Raw genomic sequence first — 14,628 nt, 5'->3', positions numbered from 1 at the left:
TTCGGGCCTCCGCCCCCGGCGGCCGTCGTCGATCGGCGCGATCGGGTGATCCTCGCTCCCCAGCCGGGCGGAGATGGGTGTCACACGATGGGGTCGTGACGATCTGCTCAGTGCCGTGTCCCAGTGGTGTGGAAGGAACGATGGAGCCCCAGGGACCTCCACCGAGACCACAGGAACCGACCAGAGGAGAAAGCATGACGAATCCGACTGCTAGCAAGGCATCGAGCCAGTCGTCCGAGCTCGAGAAGACCGGCACGGGCGCGCTGGAGTCGAGCAAGGGCACGACCAGTATCGCCGACACCGTGGTGGCCAAGGTCGCCGGTCTGGCGACCCGTGAGATCTCCGGCGTCTACGACCTCGGTGGCGGTGCGGCCCGGGCGTTCAGCGCGATCCGTGAGCGCATTCCCGGTGCCACGGCCTCGGCGAGCCAGGGTGTCTCGGTCGAGGTCGGCGAGAAGCAGGCCGCGGTCGATCTGCAGATCCTCGTCGAGTACGGCGTGTCCATCGCCGACCTGTCCCGCGCGGTGCGCAGGAACGTCATCGGCGCGGTCGAGCAGATCACGGGGCTCGAGGTCGTCGAAGTCAACATCAACGTTTCCGACGTGCACATCCCCGGAGAGGACGAAGACGAGGACACCAAGAGCGACACCGGCCGCGTCCAGTGAGCCCCGGCGTCGAGATCGACGCCGACCGCATCGCCACCGCTGTGCAGGCCCAACCCCACATCGCGGGCCTGCACAGCGGCCGGTTCGGCGAGATCGCCACCCTTCTGCGCGGACGCCGGATACCGGGAATCCGCGTTCGTGAAGACGAGATCACCATCGGTGTCACCGGCCGCTACCCGGCGACCGCCGTCGAGATCAGCGACGACGTCCGCGCGGCGGTGGGGCCGGTCGGCCTCCCGGTTCACGTGCGGATCGGCGACATCGCCCCCGCACCGACCGGCACTGCCAAGGAGAAATCATGAATTCCACCCAGCTCGGCCTTCTCACGGGCCTCGCTCTCGGGCTCGCGGCCGCCTTCGGCGGGTTCAGCGCCTTCATCATCGTCCTGGTCCTCGGCGCGCTGGGCCTGCTGGCCGGCCGTGTTCTCGACGGCAAGCTCGACCTTTCGCAGCTCACCGGACGCGACAGGGGCTGATCCCATTGACCGCCACCCTGTCGAGCACGACCCTCGAACCGGCTCCCGCCGAGGCCGGGGACCGGGGCGTCCTCACCATTTCCGACAGCACCGTGCAGCGGATCGCGGCGCACGCGGTGACCGAGGTCGACGGCGTCGGCGGCGCCGCCGGCCGGGTGCTCGGTGTCGCCGTCGGCGGCGAAGACCTCGACAACAGCGCCAAGGTCACCGCGAAGGTCACCGGGGGCAACGCCACCCTCGACGTCAGGCTCTCCATCAGCTACCCGATGTCGGTCTCGCGCACCACCGAGAACGTCCGGCGGCACTTGATGCGCCGTGTCGAAGAGTTCACCGGTCTCGCCGTGTCGCAGGTGGACATCACCGTCGCCGCGCTGCACACCGCCACCGCCGAAAAGAGGAGGGTCCAGTGAAACGGCGCCCACGCCGCGGCATTCCCGCGACGCTCACCGCGATCGTCCTGCTCGCCGCGTGCGCCCTCGTCGCGGTCGTCGCGATCCAGATGCTCCTCGGTGAGACCCCGTGGATTCGCTACGACACCGTCGCCGGCACCCTGCACGACCTGCGTTGGAACGACGTCGCGACGGCCGTCATCGGCGGGGTCTCGGTTCTCCTCGGGCTGATCCTGATCTTGGCGGCCATCCTGCCGGGCAGGCTCACCGTCTTGCCGCTGCGGGGCGACCTGGACTCCGGAGCCTCGCGGCGAAGCTACCGCTCCACCCTTCGCGCCGCGGCCGCCACCGTGGACGGTGTGTCCAGCGCGAAAGTGAAACTCAAGCCCCGCAAGGTATCCGCGAAGGTGAGTACCGGGCGGGCGACCACCGATGGCCTCGCCGAAGCCGTTCACGGCGCGATCACGCACCGGCTCGACCAGATCGACCCCGCCCTTCGCCCGACCGTCAAGGTCAAGGTCCGCAGTGCCAGGAGCGCGTCATGACCAGCCTCAACCGGCCCGCCCGGCTCAATCGCACGTTGCTCGCCCTCTTCGGACTCGTGCTGATCGCGGCCGGTGCTTTCACCTTGCTGACCCATTTCGGCAAGCTCACCGTCCTGTCCCCGGAATCCGCGTTGGTGGCCGGTACCCGACAGCCGCCCACCTGGGCGCTCTATGTCGCGGCCGCGGTGGCGGTCGTACTGGGCCTGGTCCTGCTGCGCTGGCTCGTCGCGCAGCTGACCCACAAGCCCAAGACCCACACCTGGCGCTTCGACACCGACCCCGCCGCCGGCCGCACCGAGCTGGCCGCGAGCACCGCCATCGAGCCGTTCGTCACCGAGGTGACGGGCTATCCCGGCGTCCACGCCGCGCACGCGACGCTCGCGGGGACCCGCGACACGCCGGCTGTCGCGCTCGTGATCAGCGCCGAACAGGACGGTGACGTCAGCGAAATCCGCCGCCGGATCGACACCGACGGCCTGCCGCGGCTGCGGCAGGCACTCGACCTCGATGCCCTGCCGGCGACCGTCGAGTTCCGCTTCTCCGCCAAGACCGGCGCGCGCGCCCTCTAGCGCGGGGCCGAGTTCGTCGAGAAGCGCCCATCGGCGACGGCGAGCGTGCGATCCACGAACGGGGCCAAGGTCTCGTCGTGGCTGATCAGGAGCAGTGCGGTGCCGTGCCGGTCCGCCGCGGCGGTGAGGACGTCGAGCAGCCGGACGCGGTTGACCGCGTCGAGAGCCGACGTCACCTCGTCGCAGACGAGCACGCGCGGGTGGGCCATGAGCGCGCGGGCCACGGCACAGCGCTGGAGCTGTCCGCCGGAGAGCCGGCCAGGGCGGTGATCGAGCGGGTCGACGCCGAGAGAACGCAGGATCTCCGCCGCTTCGAGCCGGGCATCCGCACGGCCGAGGCCGCGGAGGAGCCTGCCGGTGTCGGCCACTTGGTCGAGCACCCCGCGGAACTCGTCGAACGAGGCGCGGCTGTCCTGGTGGACGTACTGGACCGCGCGCAGTCGCGTGCGATCGCGACGACGGGCGAGGGGCGGGAGCCGGACGCCGTCGACTTCGATCGTGCCCGCGGCCGGTGGGGTCAAGCCCGCCAGCGCGCGGCCGAACGTCGTTTTGCCCGCGCCCGAGACACCGGTGAGCGCGGTGCGGCTGCCCGGCGCCAGCTCCAGGTCGACGTCCTCGACGAGCGTCGTCCGCCCCGCCCGCACCGTGAGCCCGCGGACGACGAGCAGCGGGGAGGCAGGCGACGCGGCCGGAGGACCGTCGAAGCGCCTGGGGTCGGTGACGGCGGTGGACGGCACCAACCGGTGGTCGCGGAGTTCGGCGACATCGTCGGCGAAGGCACGCGCCAGCGTGAGGTCATGGGTCAGGATGAGCAACGCCGTCCCGGCACCGGAAAGCGCCGCCAGGCGGGTGATGAGCGCGGTCCTGTTCGCCGCGTCGAGACCACTGGTCGGTTCGTCGAGCACGAGAACACGGGGCCGGGTCACGAGAGTGGTGGCGAGGGCCATGCGCTGCTGCTGTCCACCGGACAGCTGGTGCGGGAACCGGCGCCACAGATCCGGCTCGAGTCCCGCGTCCGCCAAGGCGGTGCGGGCCGCCGTCAGCCGCGCGGCCCGGCCGTGGTGGTGAAGCGCGGCGAGTTCGGCCAGTACCGGGCCGCAGCGGCGGACCGGGTCCAGCACCGCCGACGGCTGCTGCGGCAGGTGGCCGATGAGGCCGGCCCGCGCTCTTCGCGGTGCGGACGCGGGCAGATCGAGCAGCGGGGATCCCGCGAGGCGGACCGAACCGGACAGCTCGATTCCCGGCCGGGTTCGTCCGGTCGCGGCGAGGCCCAGCGTGGTCTTCCCCGTGCCGGACGCGCCGAGCACGACGAGGACGTGGCCGGGTTCGAGGGCGAGTGAGACGTCCTCGAACAGAACGGTTTCCCCGGCGCGGGCGGAGAGTCCGTCGATCTCCAGCACGGTCACGGGATCATCCGCCGGGCGGCGAGCAGCCGGTCGGTGACGAGGTTGGTGCCGACACACAGGGCCATCAGCAGCGCGGCGGGCACCAGGACCACCGCGGGGGCGGTGTAGAGGGCTTCGCTGTTGCGTTCGATGACCACGGCCCAGTCCGGGGAGTCGGCGGGCAGGCCGAGTCCCAGGAAGTTCGCCGATGCCAGCAGGTAGAGCACTACGCCGAGCCGGGTGCCGGCGTCGGTCGCGACCGGACCGGCGACGTGCCGGGCGACGTAGCCGAAGTGGATCCGCGACCACGAATGTCCTTGCAGGGTCAGGGCTTCCACGGCGGTCCGGCAGCCTGGCGCCAGAGCCGCGGCCCGCACCACGCGGGTGATCGCCGGTAGCTGGAGGACGGCGACGGCGGGGACGAGCACGCCGGGCCCGCGGTGTCCGGTCGCGGCGAGCACCATGAGGACCAGCAGTGCGGGGAAAGCCAGCACGAGGTCGAGTGAGCGCATCACGGTCTCGTCGGCCAGCCGTCCGCGTCCGGCCGCGACGAGCCCGAGCGGCACCCCGGCGAGGTAGGCGAGCAGGAGCGCGGCGACCGTCATGCCGATCACGGGAAGACCACCCGCGAGGATCACGGTGAGCGTGTCGCGGCCGAGGACGTCGGTGCCGAGCGGATGGGCGGCGTCCGGTGCCCGCCACGGTGCCCCGACGGTCACCACGGGGCCCGCGACGACCGGTCCGGCCACCGCGAGCAGGAGCGGCACCGCGAGCAGCGACCAGCCGAGGGCCCTGCTCACCACGTGACCAGCTCCCGGCGTGGGGTCAGCCGGTGCGCGACGAGGTCGGCGACGAGGTTCCCGAGCACGACCACCCCGGCGAACACCAGCACGTATCCCTGCACCTGCGGGATGTCCCGGTTCTGCACGGCTTCGACGAAACCCGTGCCGAGGCCGGTGATCGCGAACAGGGACTCGACGATCACCGTGCCGGTCAGCAGCCCTTCGACGGCGCGGGCGAGTTGCTGTACGGCCGGCGCCGCGGCGGCGGGCAGGAGATGCCGCAGCACCACGGTGCGTTCAGGCAGGCCGAGCAGGCGCAGATGCTCGGCCACCGGTCCCCGCGTCCGCTCGGCGATCCCGATCCGGAGCTGCCGGGCGACGTCGCACAGTTGCCTGCCGACGAGCACGATCACCGGCAGTACGAGCGCCGCGGGACGCGCGGTGAAGTCCGTTCCGGCGGCGGTGGCCGGAAGCAACCCGGTGTAGACGGCGAATCCCGCGACCAGCAGCAGGCCGAGGACGAACTCCGGGATCGAGTGCAGGAACAGCGTGACGGCGTTGAGTGCCCGGTCGATCCGCGACCCTTCACGCAGGCCGCAGGTCACCCCGATGCCCAGCGCGAGGGGTACGAGCACGAGCAGGGTCACCCCGGCGAGCACCGCGGTGGCGGCGCAGCGGCGGGCGATCTCGTCGGTCACCGGGGCACCGGTCACGAGCGACCGGCCGAGATCGCCGGTGACCAGTCCCGAAAACCAGTTCCCGAACCGGTCGAGGAGCGGCTGGTCGAGACCGAGTCGTTGGCGGACGGTCGCCACCTGCTCGTCGGTGGCCTGTTCGCCGAGCACGACCGAGGCCGCGTCGCCGGGGAGCAACGCGGTCACGGCGAACGTCGCGACCAGCACGACCATCGCCTGCAGCACGGCGAACCCCAGCCGGCGCACGGTGTGACCCGGCACGTCAGGACAGCCGGGCGCGGTCGAACCTCGCCCAGTCGAAGGTGTTCGGCGGCGCGGTCACCAATCCGGAAACCCGCTTCGACACGGCGATCGTCCAGGTGCTGAACCCCCAGGCGAGCAGACCGCCGGAGTCGTGCACGATCCGCTGGGCGTCGCCGAACAGCGCCAGCCTGGCGGATTCGTCCGCGGTGGCCGCGGCACGGTCCAGGAGGGCGTCGAACTCCGGTGAGGCGAACCCGTTGACGTTGTTGGAGCCGCCGGTGCGGAAGCGCTGGTCGAGGAACGTCGCCACCGGCAGGGTGGCCGTGCGGGTGAGCGCGGCGACGCCCTTGGTCTTGATCTCACCGAAGTAAGTGCTCGACGCGCGCGTGTTCGGCGTGACGTCGAGTCCGATTTCCTTGAGCTGCTGGGAAATCAGTGTGGCCGCGGTGGCGAAACCCGGGTCGACGTCGCTGGTTTCGAGGGCGAAGGCGAGCCCCTCGGCTCCTGCCTCCCGCACGAGCGCCCTGGCCAGTTCCCCGTCGCGCCGGCGTTGGGGGATCCCGGCGGCGTACCCGCGGAGTCCCTTGCCGAACAGGTCGTTGCCGATCTCGCCGCGACCGGCCAAGGCGACGCGGTTCAGCGCCTCTCTGTCCACTCCGGACAGTACGGCGCGCAGCAACCTCGCGTCGGTGAACGGCGGCTGTGTCAGGCGCAGGATCAAGCCCTGCATGGTCGTTCCCTTGGCTTCGAGCAGCGAGACGCGCGCGTCGCCGGTCAGCCGGGCGGCGGTGCCGGCCGCCAGATCGTGGGCGTAGTCGACCTGCCCGGACAGCAAGGCGTTGACGCGCGCGGTTTCGTCGTTGACCGGGACGAATTCCAGCTCGTCGATGCCCGGCGCGCCGTCCCAATAGGACTCGTTCTTGCGGAACACCGCCGGGCCACCGGGAGTGAACGAGACGAAGCGGAACGGGCCGGATCCGATCGGTGCCGTGAAGTCCGTCGTCCCGGCGGGCACGATCTCCGCACCCGGCGCGCCCCACCCCGACGGGAATTCGAAGTCGGGAGCGGTCAGCGTCAGTGCGAGTTCGGTGGGCGACACCGCCTTGCTGCGGGCGAAGTCCACCTTCGCGAAGTATTGCCGGGACGAGGAAGCCAGTGCGGGATCGGCGATCCGCCGGAAGCTGTGGAGCACGTCGTCCGCGGTGACCGGGCGCCCGTCGTGGAAGGCCGCCCGCCGCAGCCTGATCCGCCAGCGCGTGCCGGAGGCGTCGCTTTCCCAGGACTCGGCCAGTCGCGGACGCAACGAGGTGTCGGCGTTGTAGGCGACGAGCGTGTCGAACAGCGCCTTGGCCCGCGCCTGGTCGACGAAAAGCGAGACCTGGGACGGATCCAGGGATTCCTTCGACCCGCCCGCGGCGAACGCGACCCTCAGCCTGCCCGTGTCCGACGGCGCGGTGCCGCAGGCGGCCAAGGGCGCGAGTGCGGCCAGGGTGAGCAGGCGCCGACGAGTGAGCGGATGACGCGTCATAGGGACCTCCGGGACATCGAGCACTGTCCCGGGCGCGTGGCCGCACGTGAACGGGACCCCGCTCCGTACTCCACGACAGTGGGGGTGGGCAGCACTCGGCGGGCAGTCCGGCTCACGGCACAGGCCGTTCACGGTTGCGGGTCAGCGCCGGATTCGCACCGGCTTCCCCCGACGGGCGCTTTCTTGCGTTGTGCCGCACACGGTAACCCATGACCGAGGTGTGCTAGACAGGATGAAGATCACGAGGGGAGCGCGGTGGACCGGGAACTCGCGGCAGGCTGGGTGCGACGATGGGACGTCCAGCAGGAACGCTACGTCGCCGACCGCGAAGAACGCTTCGCCGTCCTGATCGACGTCGTCGAGCACATCTGCCGTGACGTCGCCGAGCCGCTGGTGCTCGACCTCGGCTGTGGCCCCGGATCGCTGGCCACCAGGCTCGCCCGGCGGCTTCCGCGAGCGCGAGTCGTCGGCATCGACAACGATCCGTTCCTGCTCGCCCTCGCCGAGGCCACCCGGCCCGAGCACGCGGACATCGAGTACGTCCGAGCCGATCTCGCCGAGCCCGGCCGGCTGGGGTGGCGGCCGATCGACGCCGCGGTCTCGACCACCGCGCTGCATTGGCTGCGTCCCGAACGGCTCGCCGAGGTCTATCGCGACCTCGCCGTCGCGCTGAGGCCGGGCGGAGCGCTCGTCAACGGCGACCATTTCCACGACCCGCGACCCGGCATCCGCGACCTCACCGAAATGGTCAAGAACCGCCGTGCCGCGCGGGCCGGAGTCGGGACCCACGAGGACTGGAAAAGCTGGTGGGCCGCGGTCGCGGCCGATCCCGCGCTGCGTGAGCGGTTCACGGCCGACGAGTTGCGGGGCATCTCGACCGGCTACGGCAACCGGCTCAGCCCGCAGGAGCACACCAGACTGCTCGGGGAGGCGGGCTTCGCGGAAGCGGCCCCGGTGTGGCAGTTCGGCGACGACTACGTGCTGGCGGCGCTGCGCCTGCCCTCCGGGCTCAGTCCGACCAGCTGACCAAGCCGACGTAGCCGAAGCGCTGGTGGCCGCAGCCGGTCCAGGTGACGAGATAGCCCTGGGCGCGTTTCTGCTGGGCGAGCTGGGAGCCCGCCGCGTTGCACTCGGCGAGGGTGGACCCGGTGACGGTCTGCTGGTAGTACGCGGGCGCGGCTTGCGCGGGCGTGGTGACGGTGATCGACAGGACGGTGATCGCCGTGGCGGCGAAAAGTTTCTTCAGCACCGGGTCAGCCAAGCAGATCGTCCGGTGCCGGTCTGCGGGTAATTTCCGCACAGTTCCCGTGGTTCCGGGCTTGCTCCGCCGGACACCGACGAGTGAAATCCGGCAAAACGGGTAAACCCCGGTATGACTGAGGGTCGAGTGGCGGTGTTCGCGCCGTCTCCACAGCTGACGGTGACGGTGGAAGAGCTGGACGGGGCGCCCGACGTCCACGTGCACGCGGGCGGACAGGGGGTGTGGCAGTCGCGGATGATCGAGGCGCTCGGCGCGCGGGCGGTGTTGTGCTGTGCGCTCGGCGGGGAAACCGGACAGGTGCTGCGGCATCTGATCGGTGTCGATGCCGAGGTCCGCGAAGTCGCCGCACGCAACGGCGCCTACGTACACGATCGGCGGGACGGCCGTCGTGACGAGATGGTGCGGATGCCCGCGGACGCGTTGACCCGGCACGAACTCGACGATCTGTACGAGTTGACCCTGGTCCAGGGGTTGCGCGCGGACGTCGCCACCCTGAGCGGGCCGGACGAGGACGACGTGCCGGTGCCGCATTCGATGTACGAGCGGCTTGCCCGGGATCTGGGCACGCAGGGTACGCCGGTCGTGGTGGACCTGTCCGGGGAACGACTCGCCTGTGCGCTGGCGGGCGATCCGGCGGTGATCAAGGTCAGTCACGAAGAGATGGTCGAGGACGGGCTGGCCAAGTCGGATTCGCTGGCCGATCTGGCGGACGGTTGCCGTGAGCTGGCGTCGGGTGGTGCCCGAGCGGTCGTCGTGTCCCGCGCGGCCGAGGAGACGCTCGCTTACCTGGAAGGAAAGCTGGTGCTGGTGGAATCGCCGGACCTGAGCCCGGTCGACACCCGCGGCGGCGGGGATTCGATGACCGCGGGGCTGGCGGTCGGTCTCGCGCAAGGCCGGTCACTGGAGGACGCGGTGAAGCTCGGGGCCGCGGCGGGCGCGATCAATGTGACACGACACGGTCTCGGTTCGGGTAGCGACGGCGCCGTGCGGGAACTCATGGGACGAGTACGCCTGAAACCGTGGGAGGCCTCCTGATGCGTGCCCTGATCACCAATGACGACGGTATCGACTCGCCGGGTTTGGCGGCGCTGGCCCGCGGCGCCGCGGACCACGGCTGGACCGTGGTGGTCGCCGCACCCGCGGCGGAGGCCAGCGGCACCAGCGCGGGCCTGACCGGAGCAGGGGAAGGGGGGCGGGTCGCGGTCGAACGACGGGAACTGCCCGGCCTCCCCGAGGTCCCGGCGTTCGCCGTCGCCGCGCACCCCGGGCTGATCGCCTTGGCCGCCGCGCAGGGAAGGTTCGGCGAGCCACCGGAGATCGTGCTGTCCGGGGTGAACCACGGGGCGAACGTCGGGCGCGCGATCCTGCACTCCGGCACGGTCGGTGCGGCGCTGACCGCCTCGATCAACGGTGCCAGGGCGCTCGCGGTGTCCCTCGACGTGGGATTGGCGCCCGGGCCGCGACCCCACTGGGACACCGCCGTCGGTGTCGCCGCGACGCTGTTCGACAGGCTCACGGAACTGCCCGCCGGCACGGTCCTGAACCTCAATGTGCCCGATCTCGCCGAGGTGGGGCCGCCGAAGCGCACCGGGCTGGCCGAATTCGGTGCGGTGCGCAGTCACGTCCAGAACGACGAGGACGACACGTTCACCCTCACCGCCGTCACGGGCGAGGGTGAGTTGTCACCGGGCAGCGACGCCCGGCTGCTGAGTGAAGGCCACGCGACGGTGACCGCGCTGAACTCGGTCGCCGAAGACCCCGGCCTGGCTTGGTGAGCATCCGCATGCCTTCCGACGACCGGGAAGACGTGTCCGCCGCAGCGCTCGCCGAGCTGACCCCGGAGCAGCGAAAGGCGCGGCTGGGCCTGGCGCTGCTGCCGCTGGTGCAGGAACACCAGCCCATCCTCGCCGGGCACGTCACGAAAGCACTCCTGAAACTGGACGACGACGAGGTGCGCGCCTTGCTCGCGGACGATGCGCGCCTCGAACGGAAGATCGACGAAGTGACGACCGAACTCGCACGCCAGGACGTTCGACGCGAGGACCTCGGTCAGGTGGAGTGACACGTCGAGGGAGCCCAGGGCCCCTGGGCTCCGCGCTCCGCCCAGGCGAAGCCGGAGCAGCACCGCGTCGCCGGTGAAAGCCGAGGAGAGGTCGCAGCCGCTGACGGGGCCCTCGTGCCGTCGGCGGAGCGAGTAAGACGGTCAGTGTGCTCGCTCTCGGTTTCCCGGAGGGACGCCGAGGGCGAGCAGGGCCGCGTCGTCGCTGAGGCCGTCGCCGAAACTGTCGAGCAGGTCGGTGAGGTCGGCGATGAGCGCTTCCGGTGATACGGGTGCGAGTTCACCGGCGCGGGAGCGGAGGGCCTCTTCGCCGTAGAGGGCGCGGTCGTGGCCGGTGCGGGCTTCGGTGAGCCCGTCGGTGTAGAGCAGCATCGTGTCTCCGGGGCGTAGCACCGTTTCGGCCGTGGTGAAGACCGGGTCGGGCAGGAAGCCGATCAGCATCCCGCCCGGGGTGGGGAGATAGTCGGCGTCACCGTCGGCGCGGATGACGAGCGCCGGCGGGTGCCCACCCGCGGCGAGCCGCACCCGCACGGCGTCGCCCTCGGCTTCCAGAGTGCCGGAGATCGTCGTGCAGAAACGGGTGTCACCGCCGGTGTATCGCTGGTACAGCACGGAGTTCAGCGTGATCAGCGTGGCGACCGGGTCGGGATCGTGCATCGCGGTGGTGCGCAGGGTGTAGCGGATCAGCGAGGTCACCGCCGCCGCCTCGGGGCCTTTGCCGCAGACGTCGCCGAGAAAGAACGCCCACCGGCCGCCCGCGAGCGGGAACAGGTCGTAGAAATCGCCGCCCAGCTGGTCGGGTGAGGCCGTGTGGTAGTGGGCGGCGGACCGGAGGTTCGGGATCTGCGGCAGGGCCGCGGGCAGCAAGCTCTTCTGCAGGACCGCCAGCGCCTGCCGCAAGCGTGCCCGGTCGGCGTCCGCGTGCTTGCGTGCTTCTTCGGCGATCCGGCGTCCGCGCAGGAGTTCCCCTTCGTAGGAGCGGCGTTCGCGTGCGTCGAAGATCGTGGTGCGGATCAGCAGTGGCTCGCCTCCGCTGCCGCGTTTCACCACCGAGGTCACCAGCACCGGCAACTGATCGCGACCGGCGGTGCGCAGTTCCAGCGCGATGCCCTTCGCTTCGCCGTGCAGGTGCAGCAGCGGTGCGAAATGCGTTTCGTGGTAGAGCTTCCCGCCGACGCTGAGCAGATCGGAGAACCGCTTCCGGCCGACGACCTCGTCGCGCCGGTAGCCCAGCCACTCCAGCAGCGTGCCGTTGATCTTCGCGATCGTGCCGTCCATGAGGGTGGACAGATAGCCGCAGGGAGCGTTCTCGTAGAGCTCCTCGGCGCTGTCCTCCAGCAAGGCCGAAAAGGACACATCCGTTCCCGCGTCGTCGGGCTGCTGTGGCGGGCACTGTCCGCTGGGGGACATCAATGCCGGTGTTCCAGGAATTCCAGGATGGCGCCGGCGGTCGCTTCCGGTGCGCTCAGCTGGGGGCAGTGCCCGACCGCGTCGAGGGTGCGCAACCGGCTGCCCGGGATCGACGCCTGCACGAAGGCACCGACCTCCGGCGGGGAAATCACGTCCTGCGTGCAGTCCAGGATCAGCGTCGGGACGTCCACTCCGGCCAGCTCGGCGCGTGAGTCGGAGAGAAACGTCGTGCGGGCGAACACCCTGGCGATCGCCGGGTCCGTGGCGCAGAAACTGGCGGTGAGCTCCTCGCCCAGTTCCGGCCGATCGGGGTTGCCCATGATCACCGGGGCCATGGCCGAAGCCCAGCCGAGGTAATTGGATTCCAGCGACTCCAAGAGTTCCTCGATGTCCTCGGCGCTGAACCCACCGCGATAGTCCCCGTCGTCGATGTAGCGGGGCGACGGTACGAGCAGGACCAGCGACGCGAACCGGTCGCGCGCGGCCTGCACCGCGAGCACGCCCGCCATGGCGCTCACCGAATGCCCGACGAACGTGACCTCGCGCAGGTCGAGTTCCTCGCAGACGTCCAGCACATCGCGTGCGTAACCGGCCAAGGACGAATACCGTCGTTCGTCCCAGGCGGACCATTCCGATCGCCCCGAACCGACGTAGTCGAAGGAAACCACGCGATGGCGCTCGGCCAGCATCGGCGCCACCAGGCGCCACATGTTCTGGTCACAGCCGAACCCGTGCGCCAGCATCACCACCGGCCCGGCCGCGGGCCCCGTGACGACGACGTTGTTCCTTCGGCTGACATCCATCCCCGCATCCTCGCATCCCGCTCCGCCGCGATGGAACTTAGCAACCGGCGAGCCGTGCCGCCGTCCGGTCGAGCGAGGGTTTCGGCCCGGTCGTCGACGGCGGCGGCGACGCGAAGCCCACACCTTCCGCGTGGCCTGTCCGTCCGGCCGTCCGATACGGGAGGCGCGTTACCGCCCACGTCCGGTCTGGTTCTGGAGCCGGTCGATCAGCTCCGACGCTTCCGCTTTGGTCAAGGTCTCCGGAATCGTCTCACCCGCCTCCTGGGCGAGAGTGCCCAGGTAGGAGCGCTGGGGTCCGGTCATCGGCTCGTCACCGGTCGCCCAGTCTTCGCGGGGCTTCTCCGGGCTCGGGGTGTCGCTCGGCTGTGTGTTGTCGCTCATCTGACGTCCTTCTGCTGGGCACATGGTCGTGCGGCGATTACCCGGTCGGGCGGGAACACACACCTCTCAAGGGAAGGTGCTCGCGAATTCCGGCCGCCGCGTTTCGCCGTCCGGCACGATGCCGTCGTGTTCGGCGACGGCGACGACACCCCGTGTGGAGGGCATGTGACCCTTCGCACGCCCCAAGGGAGAGACCCCGCGCACGACACATCGGCCCTTCGGCTCAATAGGCCCGCCCATGCCGGTCGGAACGCGACTCCGGCCGGAGAATCGATCAAGGGGTTGAGACCCGGAGCCGCCGGGTACCTCAGGTTTCATGTGGATGGTGCTGGTGACCCCGATGGTGATCATGGTGTTCGCCCTGATCATGGAACGCGTCGAAGTGACCGTTCCCGTCGTCAGACCGCGCCCGTCGAATCCGGTGCCGGTCGGCCCCCGCCCGGCACCAGGGCGCCAGGGGCCACCCGCGGCGGTCCGGTTTCGGGTGGTCGACCAGGCACCTTCCTTCGGAGTGCGGGGTAGCGCGAAGGCGGCGTAGCGGGCCGCCCTGGAACTCCGGGGTGGACTCGTGTGAAAAAACCCGGCGACGCGGGTGGCTTCTTCTTCGACAATGGCAGGCATGAAGGTCGAAGTCGTCGTCGCCCATCACGAATGCGCGACTCTGCGCGTCGGTGAGGTGTTCCTCAAGATCGACGCCGACCAGGCGCGCACCGACATCGAGGTCGAGGCGATGACGCTGGCCCCGATCCCCACTCCGGAGATCTTGTGGCGCGAGCCGCCGGTGCTCGCGCTCGCCGCACTTCCGGGTGAGGCGCTCGGCCGCCTCGGCGAGCCATCGGCGGCGTCGCCATCGGCCTGGAGCGCGGCGGGTGCCGCCGTGCGGATGCTGCACGACGCGCCGCTGCCACCCCGACGCGGCCGAAGCCCCGGCGAGTTCGCATCACGACTCGACGCCGAATGCGAGTGGCTCCTCACCAACGGCGTCCTCCCCGCCGATCTCATCACGCGGAACCGGCAGGTCGCCGAAGCCGCGCTCCGGCCGTGGACACCGGTGTTCACGCACGGCGACCTGCAGGTCGGCCACGTATTCGTCGACGGCGACGAGATCACCGGCGTGATCGACTGGACCGAGGCGGCCCGCGGCGACGCCCTGTTCGATCTCGCCACCTTGACGCTCGGCCACAGGGAACATCTCGACGACGTCGTCGCCGGCTACGGCGCTGACGTCGACCTCGACGTGATCCGCGCGTGGTGGTCGTTGCGGAGCCTGCTGGGGATCCGCTGGCTGGTCGAGCACGGCTTCGACCCGGCCGCGCCAGGCTGCGAGATCGACGTGCTGAAAGCCACTATGTGAACCATGTTCGTCTCCGACCCCACCGCGATCGTTTGACGCGTACGACAGTGGGGGCGTGACTCGCGGAATCCCGGACTCGCCGCC

General features: G+C 70.6%; 19 protein-coding genes and 1 riboswitch. Of the genes, 11 read left to right on the top strand and 8 right to left on the bottom strand.

Going from position 1 to position 14,628, the window contains the following annotated elements; genetic code table 11:
- Positions 1 to 194 precede the first annotated feature (194 nt).
- Genes P3102_RS25365 through P3102_RS25340 form a run of 6 tightly spaced genes read left to right on the top strand, consistent with a single transcriptional unit; the run spans position 195 to position 2,643 of the window.
- On the top strand, positions 195 to 665 hold the full coding sequence (locus P3102_RS25365) for an Asp23/Gls24 family envelope stress response protein (RefSeq protein ID WP_276362335.1): 471 nt from the start codon (positions 195 to 197) through the stop codon (positions 663 to 665).
- Positions 662 to 967: a hypothetical protein gene (locus tag P3102_RS25360; protein ID WP_276362333.1), complete on the top strand. Its 306-nt coding sequence runs from the start codon at positions 662 to 664 to the stop codon at positions 965 to 967. Before P3102_RS25365 ends, P3102_RS25360 begins: the two co-directional genes overlap by 4 nt.
- Positions 964 to 1,140 carry a hypothetical protein gene (locus P3102_RS25355; RefSeq protein WP_276362331.1) on the top strand — a complete coding sequence of 59 codons (177 nt, stop codon included), beginning with the start codon at positions 964 to 966 and terminating at the stop codon, positions 1,138 to 1,140. Before P3102_RS25360 ends, P3102_RS25355 begins: the two co-directional genes overlap by 4 nt.
- 5 nt (positions 1,141 to 1,145) lie before the next feature.
- The gene (locus tag P3102_RS25350) at positions 1,146 to 1,550 is read left to right on the top strand and encodes an Asp23/Gls24 family envelope stress response protein (RefSeq protein ID WP_276362330.1); all 405 of its coding nucleotides are present in this window, start codon (positions 1,146 to 1,148) and stop codon (positions 1,548 to 1,550) included.
- Positions 1,547 to 2,074: a DUF6286 domain-containing protein gene (locus tag P3102_RS25345; RefSeq protein ID WP_276362329.1), complete on the top strand. Its 528-nt coding sequence runs from the start codon at positions 1,547 to 1,549 to the stop codon at positions 2,072 to 2,074. The genes P3102_RS25350 and P3102_RS25345 overlap by 4 nt, the downstream gene beginning before the upstream one ends.
- The gene (locus P3102_RS25340; RefSeq protein ID WP_276362327.1) at positions 2,071 to 2,643 is read left to right on the top strand and encodes an alkaline shock response membrane anchor protein AmaP; all 573 of its coding nucleotides are present in this window, start codon (positions 2,071 to 2,073) and stop codon (positions 2,641 to 2,643) included. The genes P3102_RS25345 and P3102_RS25340 overlap by 4 nt, the downstream gene beginning before the upstream one ends.
- Here P3102_RS25340 and P3102_RS25335 read toward each other — a convergent pair.
- The 4 genes from P3102_RS25335 to P3102_RS25320 are packed head-to-tail and all read right to left on the bottom strand — an operon-like array spanning position 2,640 to position 7,276.
- On the bottom strand, positions 2,640 to 4,049 hold the full coding sequence (locus P3102_RS25335; protein WP_276362326.1) for an ATP-binding cassette domain-containing protein: 1,410 nt from the start codon (positions 4,047 to 4,049) through the stop codon (positions 2,640 to 2,642). The two genes, P3102_RS25340 and P3102_RS25335, sit on opposite strands and share 4 nt — an antisense overlap.
- A complete protein-coding gene (locus P3102_RS25330) occupies positions 4,046 to 4,831 on the bottom strand; it encodes an ABC transporter permease subunit (protein WP_276362324.1) in 786 nt (261 codons plus the stop codon). The genes P3102_RS25335 and P3102_RS25330 overlap by 4 nt, the downstream gene beginning before the upstream one ends.
- Positions 4,825 to 5,766, bottom strand: coding sequence for an ABC transporter permease (locus P3102_RS25325; RefSeq protein WP_276362323.1), 942 nt, complete (start codon positions 5,764 to 5,766; stop codon positions 4,825 to 4,827). Before P3102_RS25325 ends, P3102_RS25330 begins: the two co-directional genes overlap by 7 nt.
- Position 5,767: 1 nt before the next feature.
- On the bottom strand, positions 5,768 to 7,276 hold the full coding sequence (locus tag P3102_RS25320) for an ABC transporter substrate-binding protein (RefSeq protein ID WP_276362321.1): 1,509 nt from the start codon (positions 7,274 to 7,276) through the stop codon (positions 5,768 to 5,770).
- Between the two features lie 79 nt (positions 7,277 to 7,355).
- A riboswitch (cobalamin riboswitch) is annotated at positions 7,356 to 7,509 on the bottom strand.
- Positions 7,510 to 7,531: 22 nt separating this feature from the next.
- Between P3102_RS25320 and P3102_RS25315 the strand changes: the two genes are divergently transcribed.
- A complete protein-coding gene (locus P3102_RS25315) occupies positions 7,532 to 8,302 on the top strand; it encodes a class I SAM-dependent methyltransferase (protein ID WP_276362320.1) in 771 nt (256 codons plus the stop codon).
- Here the strand turns inward: P3102_RS25315 and P3102_RS25310 are convergent.
- Positions 8,286 to 8,525, bottom strand: coding sequence for a hypothetical protein (locus P3102_RS25310; protein WP_276362319.1), 240 nt, complete (start codon positions 8,523 to 8,525; stop codon positions 8,286 to 8,288). The genes P3102_RS25315 and P3102_RS25310 overlap by 17 nt on opposite strands.
- A gap of 123 nt (positions 8,526 to 8,648) precedes the next feature.
- On the opposite strand from P3102_RS25310, the gene P3102_RS25305 reads away from it, so the two are divergent.
- The 3 genes from P3102_RS25305 to P3102_RS25295 are packed head-to-tail and all read left to right on the top strand — an operon-like array spanning position 8,649 to position 10,599.
- On the top strand, positions 8,649 to 9,572 hold the full coding sequence (locus tag P3102_RS25305) for a PfkB family carbohydrate kinase (RefSeq protein ID WP_276362317.1): 924 nt from the start codon (positions 8,649 to 8,651) through the stop codon (positions 9,570 to 9,572).
- Positions 9,572 to 10,312 carry a 5'/3'-nucleotidase SurE gene (locus P3102_RS25300; protein WP_276362315.1) on the top strand — a complete coding sequence of 247 codons (741 nt, stop codon included), beginning with the start codon at positions 9,572 to 9,574 and terminating at the stop codon, positions 10,310 to 10,312. Before P3102_RS25305 ends, P3102_RS25300 begins: the two co-directional genes overlap by 1 nt.
- Positions 10,313 to 10,320: 8 nt before the next feature.
- Positions 10,321 to 10,599: a hypothetical protein gene (locus P3102_RS25295; protein ID WP_276362314.1), complete on the top strand. Its 279-nt coding sequence runs from the start codon at positions 10,321 to 10,323 to the stop codon at positions 10,597 to 10,599.
- A gap of 141 nt (positions 10,600 to 10,740) precedes the next feature.
- Here P3102_RS25295 and P3102_RS25290 read toward each other — a convergent pair whose 3' ends face one another.
- From P3102_RS25290 to P3102_RS25280, 3 genes are all read right to left on the bottom strand, one after another.
- Complete coding sequence (locus P3102_RS25290; protein WP_276362312.1) at positions 10,741 to 12,006, bottom strand: SpoIIE family protein phosphatase; 1,266 nt, start codon at positions 12,004 to 12,006, stop codon at positions 10,741 to 10,743.
- The gene (locus P3102_RS25285) at positions 12,006 to 12,809 is read right to left on the bottom strand and encodes an alpha/beta hydrolase (RefSeq protein WP_276362311.1); all 804 of its coding nucleotides are present in this window, start codon (positions 12,807 to 12,809) and stop codon (positions 12,006 to 12,008) included. The genes P3102_RS25290 and P3102_RS25285 overlap by 1 nt, the downstream gene beginning before the upstream one ends.
- A 168-nt stretch (positions 12,810 to 12,977) precedes the next feature.
- Positions 12,978 to 13,190, bottom strand: a complete 213-nt coding sequence (locus P3102_RS25280) for a DUF3072 domain-containing protein (protein WP_044853409.1) — start codon at positions 13,188 to 13,190, stop codon at positions 12,978 to 12,980.
- 619 nt (positions 13,191 to 13,809) lie between these two features.
- Here P3102_RS25280 and P3102_RS25275 point away from each other — a divergent pair.
- On the top strand, positions 13,810 to 14,544 hold the full coding sequence (locus P3102_RS25275) for an aminoglycoside phosphotransferase family protein (RefSeq protein WP_276362307.1): 735 nt from the start codon (positions 13,810 to 13,812) through the stop codon (positions 14,542 to 14,544).
- Positions 14,545 to 14,628 lie beyond the last annotated feature (84 nt).

Origin of the sequence: Amycolatopsis sp. QT-25, from assembly GCF_029369745.1 — a bacterium.
Lineage (GTDB): Bacteria > Actinomycetota > Actinomycetes > Mycobacteriales > Pseudonocardiaceae > Amycolatopsis.
The sequence above is the reverse complement of the archived record's forward strand: the minus strand, read 5'-3'. Positions and strand labels throughout refer to the sequence as shown.